Source organism: Roseibium sp. TrichSKD4, from assembly GCF_000148725.1.
Classification (GTDB): domain Bacteria; phylum Pseudomonadota; class Alphaproteobacteria; order Rhizobiales; family Stappiaceae; genus Roseibium.
On the sequence record NZ_GL476300.1, the window covers coordinates 312,688 to 324,316 of the forward strand.

Below are 11,629 nucleotides of genomic sequence, written 5' to 3' on the forward strand. Positions count from 1 at the left end.
GCCGGGGTCAAACCGGCCTTTTGAACTCCGCCCGTGCTTTTTCGATTTTATCTCGACAACTGCAGCCTTCCAGATGGTCGTTGACCATGCCCATGGCTTGCATGAAAGCATAAACGGTGGTTGGGCCGACAAAGCTCCAGCCTCGTTTTTTCAAGTCTTTTGACAGTGCCGTGCTTTCTGGCGTGCTGCCAAGGGTCTTGGCTGCGGCAAAATCGAGAACCTTGGGCCGATCTTCGGGCTTTGGCTCCCAACGCCAGAAATAGGCGGCGAGAGAGCTGAACTCATCCCTCAGCTCAATCGCGCGCTTGGCATTTTTGATCGTTGATTCAATCTTCTTTCGGTGACGGACGATCCCGGCATCTAGAAGACAAGCCTCCACTTCAGCCTCACCATAGGCCGCGACCTTATCGATATCAAAACCGGAAAAAGCCTTTCTGAAGCCTTCACGTTTGCGCAGAATCGTCAGCCAAGACAGACCGGACTGGAACCCTTCGAGGCAAATCTTTTCAAACAGCCTCGTATCGTCAGCAACTGGCCAGCCCCACTCCGTATCGTGATAAATCCGGTAGTCTTCCAGCCCCTGGTGCCACCAACAAGTGTGAACGCCCTTATCATCGGCATAAAGCCCTGTTTCAGGATCATGGGCGGGTTGTGTCTTGGATGCCATTTTGAAAGAGCCTTAGAAATATTCTTGTTTTGTTCTTATTTGACATTAGGAATTTCCGCAAGAAAAAAGCCCCACGGCGGGGCTTGTTTTTAATTTGAATTTCAGTGGCAGATCAGGCGAATAGGGCGTCAATGTCGTCCTGTGTGGCTACATCCATGTCTTCCTCAAGAGCCGGGCCGTTTAACAATGCTTCATCACCTACGCGCTCTTCACGTTTGACGGCTTCCACATCGTTGAAGCTTTCAATGCCACCCCAGATGTCCATCATCTCGGTGATGCGGTCTTCAATAAAGCGCAGAGTGCCAACAACTTTCGTGATCCGCTGACCGGTCAAATCCTGGAAGTTACAGGCCTCGAAGATCTGAACTACCTTTTCTTGAATGTCACTGGCCATGTCCTGATCTCGGCCTTCAAGGTGCGCAGACAGGGTGTTTGCTGTTTCGTCGATAAACTCGGCCGCCGACAGAATGGTTTCGGTCGCCCCTTCTGTCCCGGTCACAACCGCATCCAACTCGTTGGTAACTCGGTGCATTTCCTCACCTTCGGAGCCGGTGGTCTCATGCAGGGCGGCGATTTCTTTTTTTGTCTGGGCAATCGCCTCGTAAATGGTGTCGAGTTCAGACTTCAGCTTAGCGGCTTCCGACAATTCCGCCCGGAATTCTTCCATGATCTTCGCGCTGATATCCTCTTGGGACAGAGCTGGAGCCTGCGCCCCCCCCCCCTGACCTGCGCCGGACATGATGAGTTTCCGCAGTACGGCGAGTTCGTTCATCAACTGCCGATGACGACGGTCCTCTAGCGCCTGCGGATCTTCTTCCGCTTCATTTTTCAAGCGAACGGCCTGCTCCGCTCGGAAACCCCTTTTGATTGCGGACATACTATCTCCCGTCATTTTCTTGCGCCGAGTGCACGCGAAATTACCCAACGGTTTGAGTTAACTCATGAGGTTTAAATTTTTCGTTTCCCGACAGAAAATAATCGCATTATATCCTTGGGATCTGCGGACTACAGTGATCCAATCGAGCCCACTCGTCGAATGAATACATCGCCCGCTATCTATTTCACAAAACTATGACTAATAATCTCTTTAGAGAAATCCGCTTTTCAATTGATAAAGACTACATGAATAAAAAATACAATAAGTGGATATTGTTGTTAGCGAGCTTGGTGGTGGTGTGGGGTGCGCTGACGGTTCGCGCTCAGGCTGTAAACACCTTCACGACTGAAGAATTGCTTCAGGGGTTTGAAAAGACAGTCTTCGGTCTGGAGTACCGTGCGTGGAGCTGGCGCCCCTATATGGTGAAGAAGTACACCAAACCTGTACGTTTCTTTGTCCATAATCACGCACGCAAGGAACGCAGACCAGTCGTCGGACGCTTTATTCGTGAAGTACGCCGCAAAGTCCGCGGGCTTGACGTTCAAATGGTCAACGCCCCTCAAAACGCCAATTTCGAAATACATGTCGTCGACCGCCATCAGTATGGAGATGTCATCCGAAGGCAAATCTACAAAGACCCAAAGGCGGATGCGCCAGGTCGATGCTTGGTTCGGGTCGTATCCGGTAAGGACGGTATCAAGCGCTCAGCTGCGGTCATTGTGTCGGATGAGGGCGAATTTCTCTTTCGAAGATGTTTGGTAGAGGAAATTCTTCAGGGCCTCGGGCCCATGAATGATGATCAAGCGCTTACTCACTCAGTTTTTAATGATGCGTCCCGGCACAGTCGCTTTACGGTTTTCGATCAAGTCATTCTCAACATGCTTTATGATCGGCGTGTTCGGCCCGGCATGTCTTTCCAACAGTTGAAAGCCATACTGCCGATCGTCGCAAGGGACGCACTGCGCGGCATCCGGTAACAAACAGCCGCCCAGACATCTGATGATGTACTGAGAGGTTAACGCATGACCTAGATCCGCACTTTCTTTCAGTTTTTGTAAATCATGTTCACACACCACTTAATAACCATAGGTTCAGAAACCGGCCTTGGTAACTGACTTCTTTATTTATTCTCTAAAATACGAAGTTATTGTCTCCTGGTCGCTTACTCCGGTTTTCCGGACTGGGGAGATGAATTGTAATGTGTACATCTTTTCTGCTGCGGGACCGCTCCCGCACCAAATTTTTGTTCGCTGGTCTTGCTGGCTTATTTGTCGGCGGGATGCTTTTGTCACAAGCCGCGCCGGTTCAGGCTGGACAAGTGGCGCCACCGCCGCTGGTTCTCAGCCCGAACCTTGCCGAGCCATGGATGCTCCAACTTCAACCGAACCGGCAACGTGCAGTTCGCCGTCCGGTTGATCCACGGCGCACCGGGGCATGGTATCAGCGCCAACGGGTCCAACAGCCGCAACGGATCAACCGTCCGGCGCAGGTCCAACCCGCATCCGTGCGCAATCCGGCTCCGCAACAACGCCGCCAGATCGCACCGCAATTCCTGCCAACAATCGTCGACTACCGTGGTCCTCACAAGGCTGGCACCATCATCATCAACACCAACGAGAAGTATCTCTATCTGGTGCAAAAGGATGGAACGGCTCGTCGATATGGGGTTGGTGTTGGCAAGCCCGGCTTCGAGTGGGCGGGAACCCACAAGGTAACCCGCAAAGCCGAATGGCCAGATTGGAGACCGCCTGCGGCCATGCGCAAGCGCCGCCCGGATCTGCCGAATTTCATGCCAGGTGGCCCCGAAAATCCACTGGGTGCCCGCGCACTCTATCTTGGGTCCACCCTTTACCGTATTCACGGCTCGAACCAACCATGGACGATTGGCCATGCTGTGTCATCAGGCTGTATTCGAATGCGCAATGAAGACGTCAGCGATCTATATGAACGCGTTGGCGTTGGCACCACTGTTCACGTCATCTGACGTTGGCTTTACAAAAATAACTGTCTGAGGCGTCAGACAAGTAGGACTGGAATAAGGCCCGCCATTGGGTCTTGTCTCCAGTCCACTCAGTTTCATCTGCCTTCATGATGTGTATGGCCTCGTCTGGCAGTCCTCCGTGACGTTCGGGATGACTTACGACGAGATATTCGCAGCGTTTATCGAGAAATGTATCGACCGCTTTCATAAGTCGTTCCAATTGACTTTGCTTAAATTCGATGCACGGCATTCTGGATTCAAGAGCCACATCGGACAGATTATTCTGACTATTCGAGATCACAAATATCAGCCGTTCTGCTTCTGAAAGCCCTACAAACTTTTCCCTCAGATGGCTGAATTTGGACTTTTCTCTTTCAAAAAACCGGTCGATCTCCGGCGATGAATCTGTTTCCCGAAAATGATGAAGGAAGCGAATTCCATAAGGTTCCCATGTTGGAAAACCCGGACCCGGCTGGATAGCATCTCTCGTAAATAACTGGAATCCATCATCAAATAAATCAGCCAACCCGGAGATTGGTGATATTAAACCATCAAAGAAATGGCGTTCGGGCTCAAATTCTTCACCCAAAATACTGCTGAATGTCTCGACATGCGTGCGGATCTGACGCGAGCTCTGACAAGACATGCCAAGACTGACAATTGCCGTTGCTCCGCTTTGAGCGGACATGCCGCATCTCCTTAAGCCTCTTCAAAAATACCTCCTTTAGATAAGGCTTCTGGCACTGGTCCACCATAGGCAAAATCAATAAGCTCTACGGTGTGCACAATTGGAATATCTGTCCCAAGACCAATCTGCGTCATGCATCCAATGTTTCCGGTTGCGATCAGGTCGGGTTTGGTTTTCTGAATATTCGCGACCTTTCGAGCACGCAACTTCCCGGCGATTTCCGGCTGAAGGATGTTGTACGTTCCAGCCGACCCGCAACAGAGATGTCCTTCCGGAACGTCCTTCACATCAAAGCCTGCGGTTTTGAGAAGGGTCTTGGGCTGGGTCGTGATTTTTTGACCATGTTGCATGGAACAGGCCGAATGGTAAGCGACCCGTAATTTCGGGGTTCTTGCCGGTCCGCCCAAATCAGCGGTTACCAGAAACTCAGTGATGTCTTTTGCAAGCGCTGAAACTTGAGAAGCCTTTTCTGCATAGGCCGGGTCTTCACGCAGCATAAACCCATAGTCTTTGATCGTTGTGCCGCAACCCGAAGCCGTGATCAAAATAGCGTCCAGCCCATCTGCTTCAATTTCTCGTTGCCATGCGTCAACATTCCGTCGCGCAGTTTCCAGAGCTGCCTCTTCTTTGCCCATGTGATGGACCAAGGCTCCGCAGCACCCCTCCCCCTTTGGCAGGACCACGTCAAAGCCGATGCGGGTCAACAAACGTTTGGTTGCCTCATTGATCCCCGGATTGAGAACCGGTTGGGCGCAACCGGTCAAAAGCGCCACCCGCCCTTTGCGCGGTGTTTCCTGTGCTTGGTAGTTGTTGCCGCTGGTCATTGCTGACGGAACGGGGGCCTTTGTAGGCGCAAGTTCCAGCATGGCCCCAATTTTAGATCCCAGTCCCCCCATCATCTTAAATAGGCCAGCCATTGGCCTTGCATAGAACGCCATGGCCAGCGCCACCCGAAATCGAGCCGGATAGGGCAAAACGAAAGACAGGACGCCGCGCATGAGCCGGTCAGATAAAGACCGCTTGTACGTCTTTTCGATGTGTGCCCGCGCATGATCGATCAAGTGCATATAGTGAACACCTGAGGGACAGGTCGTCATGCAAGAGAGGCATGACAGGCACCGATCCACATGCTTGACGACCTTCTCATCGGCTGGCTTGTCGTTTTCCAGCATGTCCTTGATGAGATAGATGCGCCCGCGTGGGCTATCCAGCTCATCGCCCAGCAATGCAAAGGTCGGACAGGTCGCAGTGCAAAAGCCACAGTGAACACATTTGCGCAGAATCTTTTCAGATTCGGCAACATGTCCGTCTTTCAATTGCTCTTCCGTGAAATTGGTTTGCATGCGCTTTCACTTGATCTCGTATTTGAAGGCGGGGTTCTGGTGTGCAGTCTTAAGCCGGATCATTGGCCGGCAGTCATGCGCCCCGGATTGAGAATACCGTTCGGGTCAAACTGCGCTTTTAGACGACCAGACAAGGCAGCCAAGGGAGCGGGTTGAGGTTCGAACACGTCAACGGAAGAGCGCGTTGCCGCATCTGCACGCACCAAAGTGGCGTGCCCACCTCCTGCCTTATGAACGGCTGCACGAATTTCCTGATCGTGAACTTTGCCATCAGGGCACATCAGCCAGACAAGCCCGCCGCTCCAGTCGAAAAACACCTTGGCCCCGATTTGATTGCGGAGTTCATTGGACAGTTGAACCCCGGCGGTTGGAGCAACCGAAATCCGCCACACTGGCTCAGACAGACCGCAGAAAAGGTCAACATTGCGAATGGCGTCCCAAGTGGCTTTTGTCTCGCTTTCGTTTAAACGGGTGACTTTGCCCAAATCGGCCAACAAGCTGGAGAGGATTTGAGCGCGATAGGCAATTGAGGTTTCAAAGCCTTCCAGCCGCAATAGTGTTTTCGCTGCATCGTGACCTTGCGATGGAATATGAGCTGCACCTGAGACTTCAGCCGAAGACCTCATCGCCTTGCATAACGCGGAAATTGCATCGTCATCGGAAAGACCCTCCAGCACCAGTGTCGCGCTGGTTTCCGGCTTGGGGTTGACCTTCAGCGTGATCAAGGAGGACACAGCCAAAGTTCCCCAAGCCCCGCACAATCCACGCGGCAGGTCATAGCCGGTGACGTTCTTCACCACCCGGCCACCGGATTTGAAAATCTCGCCGCGCCCGGACACTGCTTCCAACCCCAGAATATGATCTCGCGCAGCACCGGCCTTGATCCGGCGAGGCCCAGAGACATTGGCGCCAATCAAACCGCCGATGGTGCCCTCCTCTTTGGCCTGACCGAGCAAGGGACCGTAGTCCATTGGCTCAAAAGAGAGTTCCTGGCCGTTGTCGTCAACGAGCTTTTCAATTTCCTTGATAGGCGTTCCCGCCTTTACGGTGAGAACCAGTTCAGCTGGCTCGTAAACCTCAACGCCCGAATAATCTGACAAATCGAGGACATGAGCTGCCTGCACCGGGCGTCCGAGCGAGCGCTTTGATCCACTGCCAATCACCTCTAGCGGCTGTTCTTCTGCCGCTGCCCATTTTACCACGTCACAGATTTCTTCTGCTGTCCGTGGTTTCAAGATCGCGTCCATTTACTCTCCCCACCCGGATTATTTTCCGAGCTCGAACCCATTTAAGACCCGTGACTTAGAACCGCGGAATATCGGGAAAGGGCAGCTGTCCTTTATGAACATGCATTTTGCCCAACTCGGCGCAGCGGTGAAGCACCGGAAAGACCTTTCCGGGATTGAGCAAATGCTTGTCGTCAAACGCGCATTTCACCCGCTGCTGCTGTTTCATGTCATCTTCCGAAAACACTTCCGGCATCAGATCGCGCTTTTCGATGCCTACTCCATGCTCTCCGGTGAGGACGCCGCCCACCTCAACACACAGCTTTAAGATATCTGCACCGAAGGCTTCACACGCCTCCAGTTCGCCGGGCTTATTTGCATCATAGAGGATGAGTGGGTGAAGATTGCCATCACCTGCGTGAAAGACATTGGCAACCCGGAGCCCATACTTTTCAGACAACTCTCGCATGCCTGCCAATACCTTGGGCAGTTCACGGCGCGGGATGGTCCCGTCCATACACAGATAGTCCGGGGAAATACGGCCAACCGCCGGAAACGCTGCCTTGCGCCCGGCCCAGAAAACCATGCGCTCTTCTTCACTTTCCGAGATGCGGAGATGGCTGGCGTTGTTCTTGCGAGCGATCTCGGCGACCCGCTCAAGAAGATAGCCAACCTCAGCCTCCGGGCCATCCAGCTCTACAATGAGAAGCGCTTCCACATCTCGCGGGTAACCAGCATTGACGAAATCTTCTGCTGCGTGGATGGCAGGCTTGTCCATCATTTCCATACCGCCGGGAATGATGCCAGCGCCGATGATGTCAGCAACGCATGTGCCGCCTTCTTCGCTTGTCGGAAATCCGATCAACAGAGCCCGCGCGGTTTCCGGCTTTTGAAGAATGCGGACAGTCACTTCGGTCACAACGCCGAGCAGACCTTCAGATCCGGTCATGAGGGCGAGAAGATCATACCCCTCACTGTCAAGATGCTTGCCTCCGAGGCGAATAACTTCGCCGGTCATCAGCACCATCTCTAGCCCCAAGACATTGTTGGTGGTCAGTCCATATTTCAGGCAGTGAACACCTCCGGAATTTTCGGCAATGTTTCCGCCGATCGAACACGCAATCTGGGACGAGGGATCAGGCGCATAATAAAACCCCTCATGCTCCACCTCTCTTGTGATCCCGAGGTTCGTCACGCCAGGCTGGACGACAACAGCTCGGTTTTCAAAATCAATATCCAGCACGCGATTGAACTTCATCATGGAAAGAAGCACACCATCGGCCAGCGGCAGAGCTCCCCCGGAAAGCGAGGTTCCAGCGCCCCTTGGGACCACCTTCACATCGTTTTCAAAGCAATAGCGCAAAACAGCTGCGACTTGTTCGACGGTTTCCGGGAGCACGACAATCAGAGGCATTTGCCGATAGGCCGTCAGCGCATCTGTTTCATACGGGCGCATCGCAGTTTCGTCATGAATCACGCCATCGCCCGGCACGATCGCCTGCAAGGCCTTCACAATTTCCATGCGCCTTGAAAGAACCCTAGCATCCGGTTCCGGCATGACAATGGCCGACATTCTGCCTCCCTTATTGTTTCAACCTTGTGATCCAGCGCTACAGGTTACCCGTAACATTCCACTAGAACCGGCAGCCGTGACATGAGCATTTGATGAGTCTGCCAAAAAAATGCTTTGAGCGATATGTCACAAATGTAGCAACATTCATTCCCGAGCGTTGAAAATGAGCAATTTGACTGACATGGAAATTTTCGCACGGGTCGTGAGCGCAGGCAGCATGTCTGCGGCCGGCCGCGAAATGAACCTGTCGCCGGCTGTTGTTTCAAAACGCATCCGCAGATTGGAAGACAAACTCGGTACGCGCCTGCTTCAGCGCACAACCCGACAAATTGCAATGACCGAGGCGGGCCAAGGCTTCTATGAGCGGGTCATTGCGATTTTGGCCTCCGTTGAAGAGGCCGAAGAATTTGTGTCACAAGGTTCTGCCAAGGCGCGCGGGACATTGAAAGTTGCAACATCGACCTCCTTTGGCCGATTACATATTGCGCCTCACATTCAAAAATTTCTCGATGCTCATCCGGACATGAGCGTCAATCTTGATCTGAACGATGACTTTGTCGACATTGTCGGTGAAGGCTACGATTTGGCTATACGGATCGCTGAATTGTCAGATTCGAGCCTGGTCGCGCGCCGCCTCGCTCCCGTGCACCGTATCCTTGTTGCCTCTCCGGACTATTTGGCAAAACACGGCGAACCGCATTCGATCTCAGATCTGGCAGAAAGCCATCTCACGCTTGCAGCTGCCAATCAGGGTCCCTGGAAGCTGGTTGGGCCACACGGCATCGAAACAGTCAAGACAACAGCTCCGGTGAAGACAAACTCCAGTGAAGTCGTGCGTGAGTGCTTGCTTGCAGGTGTCGGGATTGCGCTGCGTTCCACGTGGGACGTTGGACCGGAGTTACGGGATGGCAAGTTGCGGATGGTCCTGCCAGATTACCGTGCATCTCGAGATGTTGGCCTTTACGCTGTCTATCCGTCCCGCCAGTTTCTGCCAGTCAAGGTCCGCGCGTTTATCGACTTTCTGGCTGCGCTATATGGACCGTCACCTTATTGGGACACGGGTCTGGATCTCTGGCTGGCACCACCAACGAGGGCGAGGGCCGGATAATTACACCCTTACGGAACACAGCTCAGTCCTAAGGGTGTTTGGGCTATCTAATTGAGGCAGCAAGGGCGTTTTTAGAAAAATTGATCTACCTGCGACCTCTGTACACCTTGTAACTGCCACAAGTTTCTTGTTGTCTGTGCTCGACGCAATGACAGGTCATGTTTCAAGAGGGAGAAAAACATGCGGCGTATGATGATGATTGCCGGTACAGCTCTTCTGGCCCTGACTGCCCACGCAAATGCTGAAGGCGAAGCAGCAAAGGGTGAGAAAGTCTTCAAGAAGTGCAAGGCATGCCATGCCGTTGGCGAGAACGCAAAGAACAAGGTTGGCCCGCAGCTGAACGGCATTGTTGGTCGCGCATGGGGTTCTGTTGAGGGTTACAAGTACTCCAAGGCCCTTATGGCAATGGCTGACGGGAAAGTCTGGTCTGAAGAAGAACTCTCCGGATTCTTGGAAAAGCCGAAAAAGCACATCCCGAAAACAAAGATGGCCTTTGCCGGTCTACGTAAAGAGAAAGATCGTGCCAACGTGATTGCCTATCTGGCACAGTTCAACGACGATGGCTCGACCAAGTAAGCTGTCACTCCATATGGTTTCCAAAAAGGCCGGGCACTCCCGGCCTTTTTTTGTTGCAACACCTTGAGCTAGTCAGAAGTGTCTCGGTCGCCTTCTGCATGGTGTTTGCGAATGTTGCGAACTGTGAGCCAGATAGCGGCCACGACGAGGGGCACTGACAATCCGGTCATCAAGTTTGGATTGGGCAGCGGAAAGCCACTCTCTTTTGCCGCCTTCGCCAAATAAGAAATCAGACCGACAACGTAATAACTAACAGCCGCTACTGAGAGACCCTCGACGGTTTGTTGAAGCCTGAGCTGGATGCGGGCTCGACGATTCATGGATTCCAGCAAACTGCGGTTTTGCTGCTCAAGATCAACATCGACGCGGGTTCGCAGAAGCGTCGTGGCCCGTGCCAGTTTTTTTGACAGATCCCATTGACGGTCCTGAATGGACTGACAGGTTCGCATCGCCGGACCCAGCCGACGCCCTAAAAACGCAGACAAACTCAGGCTCCCTGAAACAGGTTGCTCTTCCAAAGCCGCCAAACGTGCATTGACGATCTCGTAATAGGCGCGGCTCGCACCAAATCGATAGGCACTTTCCGCAGCGCTGGCTTCTAGAGAAGCTGCAAGACTGGACAACTGATCCAAGAGCGTTCGATTTTCATCGAGCCCCGAATTTTCCTGCATCTTGTGGGTCAGTTCAAAAAGCTTCGCTTCATACTGGCTAATGCGTGGTTGTTGGCGCGTTGCCTCAAATAGACCAAGCAGCGCCAGTGTTCGATAGGTTTCGATTTCAAGCAATCGCTGAACGACCGAGCCACATTGAACCGGTGTCATGTCGTTGTTCAGAACGAGATAACGGACCAAGCCATCCCCGTCTGTTCGAAAGTCGGTGGCCGCGGTACCAGAGCTTCGTTCGATATTGAACTCCGTCAAGCTGGCCGGGTCATAATGCTTGCGCCAGTCGGTTGAAATGGTCGATGGCAAAAGATCAAGTCTGGCAGATACCAGTAGAGGGCCGGGCGCTCGAAATGCTGTTCCAAAGGGATGGTTGGATGGCAATGGCCCAAAGGGGACAGCTGCTGGCGCCGGACCATCCCAGATATAGGTGATGAATTCGGCATGTCGCTCCCAACTCAAGGTCCCGCTTGCAAAGGACAGCGTATGGTATCGGGCTTTGGGGCTTGGGCCGGGTGCTCCGCGGCTGGCACAAAACTCGCTAAACCACTCGTGATCTTCAGCTGCCTGTTCAGACGTTATGGTGAACGCATAAAGAAGAACAATGCGCGGACCTTCCAGTGGGCGAAATGGCCGGGCGTGAATTTCGCCTAAAGCAGCTTCGCGCAGTGGATGTGTTTTAAACGAAGGCAGGCCAGACCCCGTCTTAGTGGGTGACTCTACCGCTTTATCATTCTCACGCATGTCTGCTGCTCTGTCTGAAGGTCGGATGCCCATCAGGGCGAACGGCGCGCACATTTGCAAGAGGCTAGATTTGCCGCAACGTGACCTTCCGTCTCACTTTTGCGTCTTTTGGTGAATTCCCACCTTTCCCTTTTGTCGATCAGCGCTGAGTTGGCCGTTGCTCTGAGTGTTGTTTCCTCTTGGC

Annotated in this window: 11 protein-coding genes; 4 read left to right on the plus strand and 7 right to left on the minus strand. The window is 53.0% G+C overall.

The genetic code is table 11. The features are described 5' to 3' along the window. Nucleotides 1–7 precede the first annotated feature (7 nt). Together TRICHSKD4_RS01470 and TRICHSKD4_RS01475 are read right to left on the minus strand one after the other, a co-directional pair. The gene (locus TRICHSKD4_RS01470; RefSeq protein WP_009758940.1) at nt 8–667 is read right to left on the minus strand and encodes a DNA-3-methyladenine glycosylase I; all 660 of its coding nucleotides are present in this window, start codon (nt 665–667) and stop codon (nt 8–10) included. 112 nt (nt 668–779) lie between these two features. Next, nucleotides 780–1,544 carry a protein phosphatase CheZ gene (locus TRICHSKD4_RS01475; RefSeq protein WP_009758941.1) on the minus strand — a complete coding sequence of 255 codons (765 nt, stop codon included), beginning with the start codon at nt 1,542–1,544 and terminating at the stop codon, nt 780–782. 272 nt (nt 1,545–1,816) lie between these two features. Between TRICHSKD4_RS01475 and TRICHSKD4_RS01480 the strand changes: the two genes are divergently transcribed. Next, nucleotides 1,817–2,521, plus strand: a complete 705-nt coding sequence (locus TRICHSKD4_RS01480; protein WP_208992966.1) for a DUF2927 domain-containing protein — start codon at nt 1,817–1,819, stop codon at nt 2,519–2,521. 221 nt (nt 2,522–2,742) lie between these two features. After that, complete coding sequence (locus tag TRICHSKD4_RS01485) at nt 2,743–3,528, plus strand: L,D-transpeptidase (RefSeq protein WP_009758943.1); 786 nt, start codon at nt 2,743–2,745, stop codon at nt 3,526–3,528. On the opposite strand, the gene TRICHSKD4_RS01490 is transcribed toward TRICHSKD4_RS01485, so the two are convergent. Genes TRICHSKD4_RS01490 through TRICHSKD4_RS01505 form a run of 4 tightly spaced genes read right to left on the minus strand, consistent with a single transcriptional unit; the run spans nt 3,521 to nt 8,355 of the window. After that, nucleotides 3,521–4,213 (minus strand): hypothetical protein, encoded by a 693-nt coding sequence (locus TRICHSKD4_RS01490; protein WP_009758944.1) that lies wholly within the window; start codon nt 4,211–4,213, stop codon nt 3,521–3,523. The genes TRICHSKD4_RS01485 and TRICHSKD4_RS01490 overlap by 8 nt on opposite strands. An 11-nt stretch (nt 4,214–4,224) precedes the next feature. Continuing rightward, nucleotides 4,225–5,556: a glycolate oxidase subunit GlcF gene (gene glcF / locus TRICHSKD4_RS01495; RefSeq protein ID WP_009758945.1), complete on the minus strand. Its 1,332-nt coding sequence runs from the start codon at nt 5,554–5,556 to the stop codon at nt 4,225–4,227. A gap of 59 nt (nt 5,557–5,615) precedes the next feature. After that, entirely contained in the window at nt 5,616–6,803 is a 1,188-nt protein-coding gene (glcE, locus tag TRICHSKD4_RS01500) for a glycolate oxidase subunit GlcE (protein ID WP_009758946.1), read from the minus strand. A gap of 55 nt (nt 6,804–6,858) precedes the next feature. After that, nucleotides 6,859–8,355: an FAD-linked oxidase C-terminal domain-containing protein gene (locus TRICHSKD4_RS01505; protein WP_009758947.1), complete on the minus strand. Its 1,497-nt coding sequence runs from the start codon at nt 8,353–8,355 to the stop codon at nt 6,859–6,861. A 163-nt stretch (nt 8,356–8,518) separates the two neighbouring features. Here TRICHSKD4_RS01505 and TRICHSKD4_RS01510 point away from each other — a divergent pair, with 163 nt between their 5' ends. Both TRICHSKD4_RS01510 and TRICHSKD4_RS01515 read left to right on the plus strand, forming a co-directional pair. Next, on the plus strand, nt 8,519–9,463 hold the full coding sequence (locus TRICHSKD4_RS01510) for a LysR family transcriptional regulator (RefSeq protein ID WP_040615847.1): 945 nt from the start codon (nt 8,519–8,521) through the stop codon (nt 9,461–9,463). Nucleotides 9,464–9,643: 180 nt separating this feature from the next. Then, nucleotides 9,644–10,039, plus strand: coding sequence for a cytochrome c family protein (locus TRICHSKD4_RS01515; protein WP_009758949.1), 396 nt, complete (start codon nt 9,644–9,646; stop codon nt 10,037–10,039). 68 nt (nt 10,040–10,107) lie between these two features. Here the strand turns inward: TRICHSKD4_RS01515 and TRICHSKD4_RS01520 are convergent, their stop codons facing one another. Further along, nucleotides 10,108–11,445: a DUF3422 family protein gene (locus TRICHSKD4_RS01520; RefSeq protein ID WP_040615950.1), complete on the minus strand. Its 1,338-nt coding sequence runs from the start codon at nt 11,443–11,445 to the stop codon at nt 10,108–10,110. Between the last annotated feature and the right edge of the window lie 184 nt (nt 11,446–11,629).

Bases quoted from the DNA above. Each gene is read 5' to 3' on its own strand.
- TRICHSKD4_RS01470 (WP_009758940.1), bottom strand. From the start codon at position 667: ATGGCATCCAAGACACAACCCGCCCATGATCCTGAAACAGGGCTTTAT.
- TRICHSKD4_RS01475 (WP_009758941.1), bottom strand. From the start codon at position 1,544: ATGTCCGCAATCAAAAGGGGTTTCCGAGCGGAGCAGGCCGTTCGCTTG.
- TRICHSKD4_RS01485 (WP_009758943.1), top strand. From the start codon at position 2,743: ATGTGTACATCTTTTCTGCTGCGGGACCGCTCCCGCACCAAATTTTTG.
- TRICHSKD4_RS01490 (WP_009758944.1), bottom strand. From the start codon at position 4,213: ATGTCCGCTCAAAGCGGAGCAACGGCAATTGTCAGTCTTGGCATGTCT.
- glcF (WP_009758945.1), bottom strand. From the start codon at position 5,556: ATGCAAACCAATTTCACGGAAGAGCAATTGAAAGACGGACATGTTGCC.
- glcE (WP_009758946.1), bottom strand. From the start codon at position 6,803: ATGGACGCGATCTTGAAACCACGGACAGCAGAAGAAATCTGTGACGTG.
- TRICHSKD4_RS01505 (WP_009758947.1), bottom strand. From the start codon at position 8,355: ATGTCGGCCATTGTCATGCCGGAACCGGATGCTAGGGTTCTTTCAAGG.
- TRICHSKD4_RS01510 (WP_040615847.1), top strand. From the start codon at position 8,519: ATGAGCAATTTGACTGACATGGAAATTTTCGCACGGGTCGTGAGCGCA.
- TRICHSKD4_RS01515 (WP_009758949.1), top strand. From the start codon at position 9,644: ATGCGGCGTATGATGATGATTGCCGGTACAGCTCTTCTGGCCCTGACT.
- TRICHSKD4_RS01520 (WP_040615950.1), bottom strand. From the start codon at position 11,445: ATGCGTGAGAATGATAAAGCGGTAGAGTCACCCACTAAGACGGGGTCT.